We start from the raw sequence: 14,735 nt of genomic DNA on the forward strand, positions 1-14,735 counted from the left end.
CATATGAAACAAGACACAGGGATGTTATGGGGATCGCAAAATCTGTTGCCGCGGCACTGACCGCAATCTGTATCGTTGTTCCAAACGCACAATCAGCGGATGTCAAAGTAACGAAATCTCATGGCCTTTCGCTCGCAGGCCCTTTGAAATATCCCGCAGATTTCACCCATCTTGAATATGTTAATCCGGATGCTCCCAAAGGTGGGCAAATCAAACTATCTGCACAAGGTGGTTTTGACACCCTGAACCCACACATTGCAAAAGGACAGTCAGCAAGTGGCTTAGGCCTGACCTTTGCCACGTTGTTTTCGCAGCCAGGCGATGAAGGGTCTGCAGAATATGGGTATGCGGCGGAAAGCATCGAGGTGGCTGAAGACCTAAGCTTTGCCATCTTCAACATACGTGAAAATGCCAGCTTTCATGACGGCAGCCCTATCACTGCCGAAGACATCCAGTTCAGTCTGAAAATGGTAAAAGAAAAAGGCCGGCCTCTTTTTCGGTTCTATTATGCGGACGTGGCAAAAGCGATCCCGTTGGGGCCAAAGCGGATAAAATTTGAATTTTCAGGGCCTCCCAACCGAGAACTCCCCCAAATCGTTGGGCAGTTGCTCCCGATCTTGTCCAAAAAGCACTTCGAGAACCGAAACTTTGAAGAGACAACACTTGAGCCCATTTTGGGCTCTGGCCCATATAAAGTGAAAGAATTTGAAGCCAACCGCTTTATTACCTATGAGCGGGTGGAGAATTTCTGGGGGGCAGATATCCCGATCAATAAAGGCCGTTTCAACTTTGACGAAGTCCGGTTTGATTTCTATCGCGATACGTCCATCCTTTTAGAGGCCTTCCGTAAGGGTGAATATGACTACCGTGCTGAAAACAGCGCAAAAAACTGGGCCACCGGATATGACTTCCCAGCACTTAGAAAGGGTCTGGTCGTAAAAGAGGAAATTCCCAGCAACACTCCAGCCGGGCAACAGGTTTACGCCTATAATCTGCGCCGGGATAAATTTAAGGATCCTGCGATCCGCGAGGCCATGATTTACGCCTTCGATTTTGAATGGCTGAATAAAAACATCTTCTATGATCAATACACCCGTACTGACAGTTTCTTTTACAATTCTGTGATGGCCGCAAAAGGGGAACCGACAGGGAAAGAGCTGGAGATTTTGGAAGAATATCGCGGCCGCATCCCTGATCGTGTGTTTGGCCCGGCTTATAAACCTCCCGTGTCAGATGGCAGTGGCCGAGATCGCAAACCACTTCGCGCCGCCAGGAAAATTCTGAAAGACGCAGGCTGGGAAGTGAAAGATAAAAAACTGATTGATCCTGCGACAGGTCAACCGCTGGAAATTGAGTTCCTGCTTTATGATCCAAACAGCCTTCGTATCACGGGGCCCTTTATCAAAAACCTGGAACGCCTTGGTATCACCGCAACAACCCGTGTAGTAGACGCGGCACAATATACGCAGCGTGTTCGCGATTTTGATTTCGACATTATCACCTCTGGGTTTGGCCAGTCTGCAAGCCCTGGTAATGAACAACGCGAGTTTTGGAGCTCTGCGGCCGCCAATCGACAAGGCAGCCGTAATGTGATGGGTATAGAAAACCCGGTTGTGGATGAGCTTATCGAACGCCTTATCGGTGCGCCGGACTATGAAAGCCTGAAACCAATTGTTCGGGCATTGGACCGGGTCCTTACATGGAATTTCTACGCCATCCCGCAATTCACAGCCTCTTTTGATCGTATTGCCTATTGGAACAAGTTTGGCAAAACCGATATCAACCCGAGCCAAGGACCAGACATTCTGTCCTGGTGGGTCGATGTTGAAAAAGAGGCGCGCCTCAAAGAAGGCCTTAAAGCCCTTCCGAAGGAAAAATAACCCGTTTGTCCATGAACCAATTGCTCGGTAAATATTTAAAATCCTTAGCCCTTGGCCTTGCCTCAAGCGCTTTCGTGATGAATTTAGCCGCCGCGGGTGAAGTCATTACGCATGGATTGTCTTCTTTTGGGGATCTAAAATACCCAGCGGATTTTGCGCATTTCGAATACGTCAATCCTGACGCCCCCAAAGGCGGTACGGTGCGTATTCGGAATTTACAAACTTTTGACAGTGTTCATCCATTTATCCTCAAAGGCTATTTTGAAGCCATAAATACCGATACCAATGGTGATGGAGATCTCTTCTTCAATTTTGCCTCTTTAATGACACGTGCCCATGATGAACCTGATGCGGTTTACGGACTTGTTGCAGATCGTGCGGTTGTTGATATGGCGGGTCGGTGGGTGGATTTTTTCCTTCGGGAAGGTCCCGAGTTTCATGACGGAACCCCTATCACCGCAGAAGATATTATCTTCACCTTTGATAAATTTAAGAATGAAAGCAGCCCGAGATATCGGCTCGAATTGCAGGATGTGGAGAGCGCAGAAATTTTAAGCCCGCGTCACATCAGGTATAATTTCAATAAAGGTGCAAACACGCGCGGCTTACCTGCCCGTATTGCACAGCTTCCCATTCTGTCCAAAGCCTCTTTCAAGGATCGGGAATTTAACAAAACAACGTTGGAGCCATTGCTCGGATCAGGCCCCTACAAAATGGTCGATGTGAAACCGGGCAGATCGGTGACATATGAACGTGTAAAGGATCACTGGGCAGAAAACCTACCTGTGCACAAAGGCCGCTTTAACTTCGATAGGATCATTGTGGATTATTACCGTGATCGCACCGTCGCATTGGAAGCTTTCTTTGCCGGGGAGTATGATTTCCGCGAAGAATTTACATCCCGCTCCTGGGCCAAGGATTATGACCCGAAACCAGCAGTAAAATCCGGTGACATCATCCGTGAAACTTTACCCGATGCGCGTCTTACTGGATATCAGGCCTTCTTCTTTAACACGCGGCGGGCGCCCTTTGATGACATTCGGGTTCGAAAAGCACTTGCCCGTCTGTTCGATTATGAATGGACTAACAAAAACCTCTTCTACAACAGCTACAACAGGCTGACATCTTTCTTTGAAAACTCTAACTTGAAAGCAGCCGGCAAACCCTCCGCTGACGAGTTGACATTGCTTGAAAAATGGCGATCTGATGTACCAACCGCAGTTTTTGAAGACGCGTTCATCGCAGAAAAAACCGATGGATCCGGCAAAATCCGCCAGCAAATCCGTCAGTCCTTGAAGGAGCTGAAAGAAGCAGGCTGGACCATTAAAGACAAAAAACTGGTCAATGCCGCCGGGGAGCAAATGAAGGTCGAGTTCCTGCTTTACGACACCGGTTTTACTAGGATCATCAACCCTTTCATCCGCAACCTGGAAAGGGTCGGTATCGAGGCCAAGCAGCGTGTGATTGATGTAGCCAGTTGGCAGAACCGTGTGCAAGAATTTGATTTTGATATCGTTACTCGCCGTTTCGGACAACCCGCGTATCCGGGGCCGGAACTTAAAAACTGGTGGGGATCAAAAGGCGCAGATGTTGTGGGCAGCCTCAATATTGCAGGGGTCAAAAACCCGGCCGTTGACCATATGATCCAGCAAATCATTGACGCCCAAAACAAAACAGAGCTTACCATCGCGGCGAGGGCTCTTGATCGGATTATCATGACATCGCATTATACCATTCCGCAGTGGTACAAAGCGTCTCACTTCGTCGCATACTGGGATAAATTTGGGAAACCGAACAAACCGAAACCAGGCTATAGCCGCGCCATGCTGCATAGTTGGTGGATTGATAAAGATAAAGCCGCGGCGCTCAGCGCCCGCAAAGGGAAATAGGGGTAAATAAGTGCTAGCCTATATCATCCGGCGCATACTTCTAATGATACCGACATTATTTGGCATCATGGTGCTGAATTTCGTGGTTATTCAATTTGCTCCCGGCGGACCGATTGAACAAATCATCGCTGAAATTCAAGGCACCGCTGTTGGTGCCACCGCGCGGATCGGGGGTTCCGCTTCCGGCGATGTGGCGGGAGGCGGCACATCGGCCTCAAGTACCGGATCTGAAAGCACCTACCGCGGGGCACAAGGTTTGGATCCTCAGTTTATCAAGGAGCTAGAGCAACAGTTCGGCTTTGATAAACCGGCCCATGAACGCTTCTTTCTGATGTTGAAGAACTATCTGGTTTTCGATTTTGGCACTAGTTATTTCCGTGATGAAACCGTGGTCAATCTGGTATTGGAAAAAATGCCGGTATCCATATCATTGGGGTTATGGACCACACTTCTTGTCTATGCCATCTCCATCCCACTGGGCATTCGCAAAGCCGTCAAAGATGGTAGCCGCTTTGATTTGTGGACCAGTAGTCTAATCATTATCGGCAACGCCATCCCGAGCTTTATGTTCGCCGTTGCGCTCATTGTCTTTTTTGCCGGCGGGTCTTATTTCGACTGGTTCCCTCTTCGCGGGCTAACGTCCGAAAACTTTGAAGAACTTTCTTTGCTGGGCAAGATCGGCGATTACTTCTGGCATCTGGCCTTGCCTATCACCGCGATGGTCATCGGTGGATTTGCGGCACTGACGCAGCTCACGAAAAATTCGTTTCTTGATCAGATCAGCCAGCAATATGTGCTGACTGCCCGCGCCAAGGGTTTGAGCGAGCGGCGGGTTTTGTACGGACATGTCTTCCGTAATGCGATGCTGATTGTCATCGCCGGCTTCCCAAGTGCCTTCATCGGCATTCTCTTTACAGGATCTCTTCTAATTGAGGTTATTTTCAGCCTTGATGGTCTTGGACTTTTGGGATTTGAAGCCGCCATTAACCGCGACTATCCGGTCATTTTTGCGACGGTGTATGTGTTCGCGCTGCTTGGCCTCGTGATGAACCTTATCGGGGATCTGACCTATACCTTGATCGATCCACGGATCGATTTTGAAGCAAGGGAGGCGTGATCTGATGAAGCTGTCAGCAATTAACCGGCGCCGCCTCGATAATTTTAAGGCCAACCGCCGCGGCTATTGGTCAATGGTGCTGTTCTTAACATTGTTTATTTTGTCGTTATTTGCGGAACTGATCGCCAACGACAAGCCACTACTGATTTCCTATAAGGATGAGTTTTATACACCTTTTCTCGTGAGTTACCCTGAAACAGCCTTTGGCGGCGATTTTGAAACCGAAGCCGATTATCGCGACCCCTTTGTCACCGAATTGATTGAAGAAGAAGGCGGCTGGGTTCTCTGGCCTCTCATCCCTTACAGCTACAACACCATCAATTATGATCTGAAGTCGCCCGCCCCCAGTTCCCCGGACGCTGAGAACTGGCTTGGCACTGACGATCAGGGGCGCGATGTACTTGCGCGCGTTATCTACGGCTATCGCATATCAGTGGCGTTCGGTCTGATCCTCACGATTTTGAGCTCCATCATTGGAGTTATTGCTGGGGCTGTTCAGGGATATTTCGGCGGCACCACCGATCTGATTTTCCAGCGCCTGCTTGAGATTTGGGGTGGGATGCCAAGCCTCTACATTCTGATTATTCTAGCTGCGCTTATCGAGCCATCTTTTGGCATTCTTTTAGGATTACTTCTGCTCTTTAGCTGGCCAAGCCTTGTGGGTGTTGTCCGCGCAGAGTTTTTAAGGTCTCGTAATTTCGATTATGTGCGGGCAGCACGTGCCCTAGGGGTGCGCGATAGCGTGATCATGTTCAAGCATTTATTGCCAAACTCCATGGTGTCTGCCCTTACCTTCCTGCCCTTTATTCTCACGGGTTCCATCGTCAGCTTGACGTCACTGGATTTCTTAGGATTAGGACTACCACCGGGGTCCCCATCCCTCGGGGAACTTCTGGCCCAAGGCAAAGCCAACCTTCAGGCCCCCTGGCTTGGAATTACGGCCTTTATGGTTCTCTCCATTATGCTCACCCTCGCCTTCTTCATGCAGGAAGGGATCCGCGACGCCTTTGATCCAAGGAAGACCTTCAACTGATGACATTGATTAACGTTGATAATCTGGCCATTTCCTTCAAAGTCCAAGGCAAGGACGTAGAAGTGGTGAAGCATGTCTCCTTCTCGATCGAACGCGGAGAGACGTTAGCTTTAGTTGGTGAAAGTGGTTCGGGCAAATCCATTACAGCCCTCAGTATCCTGCAGCTTCTACCTTATCCAATTGCCTCCCACCCAGATGGGTCCATCACCATTGATGGGATGGAAGTCATTGGCAAGCCGCAAAAGGACATGCATTCCGTACGCGGCAACAAGGTTTCTATGATTTTTCAGGAACCGATGACCTCGCTTAATCCGTTGCACAGTATTGAAAAGCAGATCAATGAAACACTGCTGGTGCACAAGGGATATACCAAGACAGAAGCAAAAGCGCGGGTTATTGAGCTATTGGAACTCGTAGGCCTTGATACCAACGAAGAACGCTTAAAAGCCTTTCCACATCAGCTATCGGGCGGGCAGCGTCAACGTGTCATGATCGCCATGGCCTTGGCGAACGAGCCCGACCTGCTGATAGCGGATGAGCCAACCACTGCCCTTGATGTGACCATTCAGGCACAAATTCTGGAGCTTCTTCAAGATCTTCAAAAACGTCTGGGCATGGCTATTCTGCTGATTACCCATGATCTTGGCATCGTGCGTAAAATGGCAAAGAATGTCTGCGTTATGACCAACGGCGGGATTGTAGAAGCCGGACCAACCGAAAAGCTGTTTGAAAATCCGGAACATGAATATACCCACATGCTTTTAGGGGCGGAGCCGAAGGGGCTTCCTTCTCCTAAAGATGAAAGCGCTGCAGAAGTCATGCGCGGGGACAATATCAAGGTCTACTTCCCCATCAAAAAAGGACTTCTGAAACGCACTGTGGACTATGTGCGGGCGGTCGATGATATCAGTGTGTCCGTAAAGGAAGGCCATACTGTTGGTATTGTGGGCGAGAGCGGGTCCGGTAAATCCACATTGGGGCTTGCGCTGCTTAGGCTCCTAAAATCAGAAGGGTCCATTCATTTCGTTGGCGACGAACTTCAAGGACTTGGCTGGAAAGAACTTCGTCCGCTCCGCAAACATATGCAGTTTGTCTTTCAGGACCCATACTCTTCTTTAAGCCCACGTCTATCTGTGGGGCAAATTATTGAAGAAGGTCTTCTTGTTCATGAAGGGAAAGGCGATCCTGCCAAACGACGTCAGCAGATTTCCGATATCCTGGAAGAAGTCGGTATTGATGGGGAGGCGCAGGATCGATACCCCCACGAATTTTCCGGAGGCCAGCGTCAACGTATTTCCATTGCCCGCGCACTTATCCTGAAGCCAAAGTTCATTGTTTTGGATGAACCTACATCCGCGCTTGATATGTCCGTACAGGCACAAATTGTTGAACTGCTTAGGGATCTTCAAGCCAAGTACAATCTGTCTTATCTGTTTATCAGTCATGACCTGAAGGTAGTTCGCGCGCTTGCGGATACTGTCCTTGTGATGAAGGGTGGCAAGGTGGTCGAGCAGGGTCCCGCCGCCAAGATCTTTGACAATCCGGAAACACACTATACAAAGATGTTAATGAAAGCTGCATTCGAGCTTTCAACCCTCGATAACAACTAAAATAACGGAGGCGGCAGTGGCGCTTATTTTCCACAGCAAAATTAAACGGGATGACTGGTGGCGTGAGGTTTTGGGCAAAGTCCTACCCGGAATGGAGGTCCGCTTCTACCCTGAAATCGGGAACCCTGACGATATTGAATATGCCCTCTGTTTTGCAATGCCGCACGGCGTTTTATCACAATTCAAAAACCTGAAGGGTATCTTCTCTTTGGGTGCTGGTGTGGATCATTTCTTTGCCGATCCGGATTTTCCAAAACATCTTCCTTTCGCCCGCGTAGTGGATGATGAACTAACCGCCCGCATGAGCGAATATGTTCTACAGCATGTTCTTAATCACCACCGCTATCAGGCGGATTTTGACCTTCAACAAAAAGACCATGTGTGGAAGGAGCGCTTTCCGCCAGCAGCCAGAAACCGAAAGGTTGGCATTTTGGGTCTCGGTGCTCTCGGCCAGGGAGCGGCGGAGCGACTAAAATATCTGGAATTTGATGTTGCTGGATGGAGCCGTTCACCTAAAGAAATCGAAGGGGTGACCTGCTATCACGGCGCGGACCAACTGGATGAATTTCTTGCCCGAACTGAAATCCTTGTCTGCCTCCTGCCACTTACCGAAGAGACAACGGGCATCATCAACAAGGATCTACTAGCCAAGCTTCCTGAAGGGGCTGCGGTTATCAATCCGGGTCGAGGCCCGCATGTGGTACCCGAAGACTTAATGACGGCCATAGATAGCGGTCATATTTCAAGTGCCACACTGGATGTTTTTATTCAGGAGCCTCTTCCCGAAAATGATCCTCTGTGGGATCACCCAAAAATCCGCATTACACCCCACGTGGCAAGTGTCGCCGCACCGGAGCGTGTCGCCGCCCTCACGGCGGAGAACATTAAACGGATTGAAAATGGGGAAGATCCACTCAATAAGGTGGATCCAGAACGCGGTTATTAAGTTATCCGAGGTGGCTTTTTGCCGCCTCGTTCACCACATCCGAAAACTCACTTAAGTAAACAGAGCCTTTAACGGTTCGGACAATATTAACTGACCTTTTGTCATTTTCGTCCGGTTTACGCTTCAGCAGATCCATTCGGCTGAGGGTATCCAGCGCCCGAACAACAGCGGGTTTTGAAATCTTTAAACTGCTCGCCAACCCACGAACGGTATGAGGAGGGGGATCAAGATAAACGGTGAGCATAATTGCCATTTGGCGCGCCGAAAGATCCGGTCCACTACGCCGAACCAGTTCGCCTAAGGCTTGTTCCCACATCCGTAATGCAGCTTGAGGAGAGGCTTTATCCGTCATAGATAAAGTCTCTCACATCAGCCTTTATTTCGCAAGCGTAACGTTTTTCAGGAATACTTCTCTTTAATCGCTGAATAAAGCGCACGAATGGCAAAGGCTTCACCGCCCACGGGACGCCCTGCGCGATCGCGGTTGTTGTAGGCCATGATGTCAAAATGAACCCAGCTTTTGGATTTCTCAACAAACTCTTTCAGGAACAATCCTGCCGTTATTGCACCTGCAAAGGGACTGTTTCCTGAATTGTTGATATCCGCAACCTTGCTGTCGATCAGGCTACGGTATTCATCCCAAAGCGGTAGACGCCAGACAGGATCTTTCTCCGCTTTCGCGTGCTTTTCTATCAGCGCATACAGTTCATCATCATCAGTGAATGTCGCAGAGATTTCAGCGCCCACTGCCACACGTGCGGCCCCTGTCAAGGTTGCCATATCAATCAGAAGATCTGGTTCTTCCTCATCGGCTGCGGTGATGGCATCCGCCATGACAAGGCGACCTTCCGCATCTGTATTGCCGATTTCAACGGTTTTGCCTGATCGGCTGGTCAGCACATCACCAGGACGGTAAGCGTTTCCAGAAACGGCATTTTCAACTGCCGGAATCAACAGACGAAGACGCACCGGAAGGTTTGCATCCATAATCATATAGGCAAGTGCCAAGGCATTTGCCGCACCGCCCATATCCTTCTTCATTAGCAGCATGGCAGACGACGGTTTTAAATCCAAACCACCTGTATCAAAACAAACCCCTTTGCCAACAATTGTCACTTTTGGGTGGCTGCTATCGCCCCAGACCATATCGATTAGTCTTGGGGCTTCTGCAGAGGCCCGCCCAACCGCGTGGACCATTGGGTAGTGATAAGTAAGAAGATCATTCCCAACCACATTCATCTGGCGGGCTTCAAATTCACCCGCGATTTGCGACACAGCTGCTTCCAGAGACTTCGGCCCCATATCCCCTGCAGGAATATTAATGAGATCACGCGCCAGATTGATCGCGTGAACCTGACGCGCCGCTTCATCCGCGTCAGCCCCTGCCGGTAAGACGAGTTTGGCAAATTCCTTGTCAGAGGATTTGTAGCGATCGAATTGGTAGGTCCCCAAAGACCAGCCGATTGTCACAGCCGTGGCTTCTTCTGCGTCCAGCGCTGCCTCAAGCACATAACTTCCAACCGGAAGGGTTTTTGGAAGGTCTGCCAAAGACCAGATATTCCAGCCGTCTTCGGACAGAATGAAAACAACACTTGCCATCTCTCCCTTTTCATTTGGAAGCGTGATGGTCTTCCCGGCCTTTTCTTCAAAACCTTGCGCAGAAATCCAATTCTGCACCAACTCAGATTGCTCTTCCAGCCAGACAGAAAAAGCTGCTTTTTCAATTACTTGTATAGGGGTTGCGTTGTCATCACCTGACAGAATGATATGTGGAATCAATGTGTGTTCCTCCTTGCTGCGAAGAAGGTATCAAAGGGCTTGTAGGGGAACAAGCACAGATAAAGGAAAACGCATTTATTCTTCGTTTTCCGTATCTCTCTCCTTGTAAAAGCGCAATGCGCCAGTGTGAATGGGAATACCCACACCACGCCTTGAACTTTCATAAGTGATCAGCCGTCCTTTTTCATGACCGCCATCCAGAATTGTCCGGTTACGTGGATGCCACAACGATTTTGCCAATCCATATGCCAGCTCATCGCTCATACTGTCTTTTACAATCCATTGTGTGCTCACTGCTAGTGTTGGCGTGGAGGCAACCCCTTCATATGTATCTTCAGGTATGACGCTTTTGGAGAAGAACTCATACAGATTAATAATGCGGCTTGCCGCTTCACCTTCAATGGGCAGAAGGTCAACAAGGTCTGAATCTGCCAATTCTTCAACGGCACCTACCGGATAACCGGCGATAAAGAAGAAGGCATCCAGCTCCCCTTTGCGAATTAATTTGAGAGATTTATCTGAATTGGCATCAATCGGAATATAATCGTCAGACGTAATCCCATAGGCTTTCAGAATATTGATGGCATTCTGACGGGTTCCTGATCCCGGCAAGTCAATTGAAATACGCTTTCCCTTTAAGTCCGCAATTGATTGTATCCCTGCACCTCTTCGGACAATCAAATGCACATCTTCAGGATAAAGATTTGCAATCACTCTCAATGATTGCCCATCAGTAAATTTCTTTTGAAACTGCCCTGTTCCGTAGAAGGCCGCGAAAATAACATCCGATTGCGCCAGGGCAGATTCAAGGCTGCCATCGAGAACACCAGTGATATTCGCAACACTGCCACGTGTTGTCTGCGCCGCGGCGATCAATCCGGGTACGCCACACGATCCGCCGTCTTCACAGCTTCGGCTGCCCGGTGGACCAGTGATGGTTGACCCGATGAGAGTGCCAATGGGAAAGTAAGTACCTGAAGTTGCTCCGGTGCCAATTCGAAAGAATGTCACGTCTTGTGCAAAAGTCGGCAAAGAGAACCCGATCAGGAAAACAAACGCAGCAAACAAAGAGGCAACCCTTTTCTCCATAAATCTGAAAATGGAGGTACTTTTCACTCTTTGATTATCTGGCGTCATAAATTGCCTCTTTCCTGTAGGCTCTTCCTATACTTGATATAGAAAAAAAATGTGCCGAAAAGAAGTCTTCATTTCGAAAACCCGATCTTCCGAACTGGGCGCGTTTTGATTTCCTGGGACAGTCTTGCAATATCAAACCGCATTTCCGCAGACATCCGGACCTGTTCTGACGCTTTGTGAAGGGCAAAAGGGATTTGATACATCAATTCTCTATCCTGATCAGAAAGCTCTGTCGCGCTGCCTCCCACTTTCTCAAGGACTTTGTCCAGCGCCTCTGCCAAAGGCAACAGATGTTCAAGTTCAGTTCCCTTGATCCGGTCGATCAGGTCCTCGGTCATATTTAGCATCTGCAAGACCAGTTTCCGGCGCGTCTCCAAATCTTCAAGCCCTCCCGTCAGAGACATGACTTTTTTGGAAAGTTGCACAAATCTCTCAGTATAAATGGAAACCTTGCGTTCATTTACAGCGCTTATAGCCAGTTTGATGTTACCGGGTGTTGCGTCCAGTTCCGGTCGGTTCTCCACCTTCGCTTTCAAAGAATTGGGGACAATCAGTTGATTGTTACCATCCACAACACGCCCAATACTTCGCCGTTCCGGCCCAACATAATCTTCTGCAACAACAAAGGGTTTTCGGGAACTTACCAATCCCGCGACCCTTTCAGAGATCTGTTGCGTAGACATGGGACGTCCCACCAGATCATCCACTCCCGACGAGATCACCTTCTGCACTTCCTCCGGTGCCGTATTCCATGTTGTCACGATGATGTTCGCGAACGGATTTTCTCCAACTTTGTGAAGACGAATTTTCTCAACGATTTCATTGACGCGACCTTCCGGCCCTTTTGTATCGGCAACAATGAGATCGTACGAGTTTTCTTTGGCCTTTCGCGTGAACTCTTCGAGGGAGCCAACCGCCTCTACTGATCCGAACCCAACGCCAAGCAAAGCCACCCGCGTGTTATGACGCATGGTTGCTTGCGGATCATAAAGTAATACTGACGCTGGCTCGAACCGCTTATCCATATCAAGCGTTCTGGTTTAGGCGTTCGGCAAAACGCGGGTGAGATATTTGAAAACTGTTTCAGGGTCGTCTTTAAACTGAACACCAACCATGCAGTCATTTACCCAGACGGCGTCGCACATGAAGTGTCCCAATTTGGGAATAATAAGATCCAACCCCATGGTTTCAGAAATAGGCTCTTTCAGGACTAGTTTAGCACCATTTGCAGAAATGTCGCGCACCATGCCATGGACTTCACGCACTTCACTTTTCAGCGTCACGTCGTTGAAATAGACCTTGACCTTCGCTTCCCAGACAACTCTGCTCCGGCGGAAATGGCGATTTTCCCGATAACGCGCTTCTGCATCGCCCTTTTCAGAGGATCGCGCCGCGTCCAACTCATCTAGCATTCGTTGTATATCTTTGCCGATTATCATCATTTGCCCTTTCAAGCCCCCCTTCAGCAATGTTGGAGAGCTATTAAACGCCTAATTGGTTAACGTTTTGCGAAGAAATATCACCAATTTGAACAACGACTATCAACCCGCCGATAACTGCTTTCCGTATCAATTTTACTACTTTCCCGCTTCCCAACTCTTCCATGCTCAACAATTATTGGTTGCATATCCTCTATTAGCCTTTTTGTCATAAGGTCGGCTCCACTTGTTGAAACACTCACTTGTACAGGCTGCATGTTATGTGCCCACCTGGTCAGTCGATCACGAAGTATTGCTTCATACTTGCGTTTTACTCGGGCGTAGATACTAATATGCTCCTTTTCATGAGAAAGTACCGCATCAAATTCACACGTCCCTTTCCTGTATTTTCTATCCACAAAAACCTCACTTTTAATGGTATCGAAAGTCATCTTAGCCTTGAGAAGCCAAACGCATTTTACACCGCTTCTCATCTCCAACTCTCTGACTTCAATTCCATATTTAGGCTGTACGAAGACTGAAGCTAATCCTCTCAGTCTAGAAAACAGGTGACTATTAGCAGAACCAGATGTCGCCAGTTCGGTAATCTGGCTTGAGGAAAGGTTGTGATTTAGGGTCGTTGCTACATCCTCGTGATTAAATATCACTTGTGGTTCTATTTTTTGCGCAAGGCATTCGCGGGAAGTCGCATGGCCTTCATGGACATTGCCGAAAGTTACCAAAGACATAACCGCAACAGATAACGCGATAACCGCTCTCAGATTTCCAAATTGTGCAGATAACAAAGGCATGGTGAAACAGCTTTTCATCTTAATCAAACAAAGCGTCAATATCAGCCTGATCCAGCATATCACCTTCAGGCGCATTAATAACCTGTGTTTCTTGGCCAGTAGACTTGCCTTTAGCAGCAGCGGCCGATTTATCAAATGGTAGATGTCCATTGATAATACCGCCCGCTTTGTCAATGAGGGTTCTGATCAGCTCACATTTTGCCAATAAAAAGTCATTCTTGGAACCTGTCAGCAAAGTTTCCTTTTCTGCCAACAAGGATTTCTGAAGAAGCCCCAGTTGTTTGTTCAACATGGAAATCGTTTTGTCAAAAGGCTCGCGGTATTCTGAAGGAGAGACGTCATATGCTTCTACAGCCAACTCGCGATCTGCGATGCCGCTATCTCTGAAGTGGTCGCGGTAATGCTTGGGTTCCCACAAAGCAAATTCGTCCAACATGTCAGGCATGTCCACCAATAACTCTGCCAGCATGAGGGCTTCGTTAAAGTGATTCAGATAGTCTGTCGCAAGAAGGGATTTCTCATTTACATTAGTCCCAATAGCTCGCGCTCGATATGTTTCTAACTGACTGGTAACCTCGGACATCAACTTTTGCCTATACGCACACAACTCTCGCATATAATATTTCCCACAATAAGGAATACTATAATATTCTTAACGAAGTGTGTTTGAAACGCGAAGGCTCTTAACTTCAGGAAAGTGTCTAGTGTTTACCCAATTGAAGAGGATCGTCGCTTTTAAGAGTGAGGCCAGAAAGATTTATAGGACTCTCAACTTGTTTTTCGCTTTCCATCGTCGACAGAGTAATCGCGAGTATGAGAGATAAAAATACAAGTGATGCAGATTGCATCATTCGCGAATAATGATTTTTCACTTCCAGCGCTGCACCCAACTGTCGAAACATAACTCCCCCCAATTTCATTTGAAACGATATGACTTGGCCAAATCGTAACGCGTGTTAAGAGAGAAAAACAAGCGTGTTAATAGTAATATTTAAAACAATCACACTCATAAGTATGCATTTAGTAGGAAAATAGAATGCAACTTACAGGACGTATACCAAATATTGATTTCCCTCAGCGTTTCAATTTACGAGAATTTAATATTTTGTCAGCA

General features: G+C 48.2%; 13 protein-coding genes. 6 read left to right on the forward strand and 7 right to left on the reverse strand.

The features are described 5' to 3' along the window. Window positions 1-26: 26 nt before the first annotated feature. From GUA87_RS01175 to GUA87_RS01200, 6 genes are all read left to right on the forward strand, one after another. Window positions 27-1,880, forward strand: coding sequence for an extracellular solute-binding protein (locus GUA87_RS01175; protein ID WP_193714701.1), 1,854 nt, complete (start codon window positions 27-29; stop codon window positions 1,878-1,880). 77 nt (window positions 1,881-1,957) lie between these two features. Beyond that, window positions 1,958-3,769 carry an extracellular solute-binding protein gene (locus GUA87_RS01180; RefSeq protein ID WP_193714702.1) on the forward strand — a complete coding sequence of 604 codons (1,812 nt, stop codon included), beginning with the start codon at window positions 1,958-1,960 and terminating at the stop codon, window positions 3,767-3,769. Between the two features lie 10 nt (window positions 3,770-3,779). Beyond that, window positions 3,780-4,886, forward strand: coding sequence for a microcin C ABC transporter permease YejB (locus GUA87_RS01185; RefSeq protein ID WP_193714703.1), 1,107 nt, complete (start codon window positions 3,780-3,782; stop codon window positions 4,884-4,886). Window positions 4,887-4,890: 4 nt separating this feature from the next. Next, the gene (locus GUA87_RS01190; RefSeq protein WP_193714704.1) at window positions 4,891-5,919 is read left to right on the forward strand and encodes an ABC transporter permease; all 1,029 of its coding nucleotides are present in this window, start codon (window positions 4,891-4,893) and stop codon (window positions 5,917-5,919) included. Then, window positions 5,919-7,529, forward strand: coding sequence for an ABC transporter ATP-binding protein (locus tag GUA87_RS01195; RefSeq protein ID WP_193714705.1), 1,611 nt, complete (start codon window positions 5,919-5,921; stop codon window positions 7,527-7,529). Before GUA87_RS01190 ends, GUA87_RS01195 begins: the two co-directional genes overlap by 1 nt. Window positions 7,530-7,545: 16 nt before the next feature. Continuing rightward, window positions 7,546-8,475 carry a 2-hydroxyacid dehydrogenase gene (locus GUA87_RS01200; protein ID WP_193714706.1) on the forward strand — a complete coding sequence of 310 codons (930 nt, stop codon included), beginning with the start codon at window positions 7,546-7,548 and terminating at the stop codon, window positions 8,473-8,475. Window position 8,476: 1 nt separating this feature from the next. Here the strand turns inward: GUA87_RS01200 and GUA87_RS01205 are convergent, their stop codons facing one another. From GUA87_RS01205 to GUA87_RS01235, 7 genes are all read right to left on the reverse strand, one after another. Next, window positions 8,477-8,827 carry a MarR family transcriptional regulator gene (locus GUA87_RS01205; RefSeq protein ID WP_193714707.1) on the reverse strand — a complete coding sequence of 117 codons (351 nt, stop codon included), beginning with the start codon at window positions 8,825-8,827 and terminating at the stop codon, window positions 8,477-8,479. Between the two features lie 47 nt (window positions 8,828-8,874). Next, window positions 8,875-10,254, reverse strand: coding sequence for a leucyl aminopeptidase family protein (locus tag GUA87_RS01210; RefSeq protein WP_193714708.1), 1,380 nt, complete (start codon window positions 10,252-10,254; stop codon window positions 8,875-8,877). A gap of 75 nt (window positions 10,255-10,329) precedes the next feature. After that, a complete protein-coding gene (locus GUA87_RS01215; RefSeq protein WP_227711643.1) occupies window positions 10,330-11,391 on the reverse strand; it encodes a TAXI family TRAP transporter solute-binding subunit in 1,062 nt (353 codons plus the stop codon). 68 nt (window positions 11,392-11,459) lie between these two features. Continuing rightward, window positions 11,460-12,416 carry a response regulator gene (locus GUA87_RS01220; RefSeq protein ID WP_193714709.1) on the reverse strand — a complete coding sequence of 319 codons (957 nt, stop codon included), beginning with the start codon at window positions 12,414-12,416 and terminating at the stop codon, window positions 11,460-11,462. A 15-nt stretch (window positions 12,417-12,431) separates the two neighbouring features. Continuing rightward, the gene (locus tag GUA87_RS01225) at window positions 12,432-12,833 is read right to left on the reverse strand and encodes a PilZ domain-containing protein (RefSeq protein WP_193714710.1); all 402 of its coding nucleotides are present in this window, start codon (window positions 12,831-12,833) and stop codon (window positions 12,432-12,434) included. A 77-nt stretch (window positions 12,834-12,910) separates the two neighbouring features. Further along, on the reverse strand, window positions 12,911-13,621 hold the full coding sequence (locus tag GUA87_RS01230; protein WP_193714711.1) for a hypothetical protein: 711 nt from the start codon (window positions 13,619-13,621) through the stop codon (window positions 12,911-12,913). A 19-nt stretch (window positions 13,622-13,640) separates the two neighbouring features. Continuing rightward, complete coding sequence (locus GUA87_RS01235) at window positions 13,641-14,204, reverse strand: hypothetical protein (RefSeq protein WP_193714712.1); 564 nt, start codon at window positions 14,202-14,204, stop codon at window positions 13,641-13,643. Between the last annotated feature and the right edge of the window lie 531 nt (window positions 14,205-14,735).

It is taken from the genome of Sneathiella sp. P13V-1, from assembly GCF_015143595.1.
Lineage (GTDB): Bacteria > Pseudomonadota > Alphaproteobacteria > Sneathiellales > Sneathiellaceae > Sneathiella.

Excerpts from the sequence above, each read along its gene's own strand:
- GUA87_RS01175 (WP_193714701.1), top strand. The coding sequence starts at position 27 with ATGGGGATCGCAAAATCTGTTGCCGCGGCACTGACCGCAATCTGTATC.
- GUA87_RS01180 (WP_193714702.1), top strand. The coding sequence starts at position 1,958 with ATGAATTTAGCCGCCGCGGGTGAAGTCATTACGCATGGATTGTCTTCT.
- GUA87_RS01190 (WP_193714704.1), top strand. The coding sequence starts at position 4,891 with ATGAAGCTGTCAGCAATTAACCGGCGCCGCCTCGATAATTTTAAGGCC.
- GUA87_RS01195 (WP_193714705.1), top strand. The coding sequence starts at position 5,919 with ATGACATTGATTAACGTTGATAATCTGGCCATTTCCTTCAAAGTCCAA.
- GUA87_RS01205 (WP_193714707.1), bottom strand. The coding sequence starts at position 8,827 with ATGACGGATAAAGCCTCTCCTCAAGCTGCATTACGGATGTGGGAACAA.
- GUA87_RS01215 (WP_227711643.1), bottom strand. The coding sequence starts at position 11,391 with ATGACGCCAGATAATCAAAGAGTGAAAAGTACCTCCATTTTCAGATTT.
- GUA87_RS01220 (WP_193714709.1), bottom strand. The coding sequence starts at position 12,416 with ATGGATAAGCGGTTCGAGCCAGCGTCAGTATTACTTTATGATCCGCAA.
- GUA87_RS01225 (WP_193714710.1), bottom strand. The coding sequence starts at position 12,833 with ATGATGATAATCGGCAAAGATATACAACGAATGCTAGATGAGTTGGAC.
- GUA87_RS01230 (WP_193714711.1), bottom strand. The coding sequence starts at position 13,621 with ATGCCTTTGTTATCTGCACAATTTGGAAATCTGAGAGCGGTTATCGCG.
- GUA87_RS01235 (WP_193714712.1), bottom strand. The coding sequence starts at position 14,204 with ATGTCCGAGGTTACCAGTCAGTTAGAAACATATCGAGCGCGAGCTATT.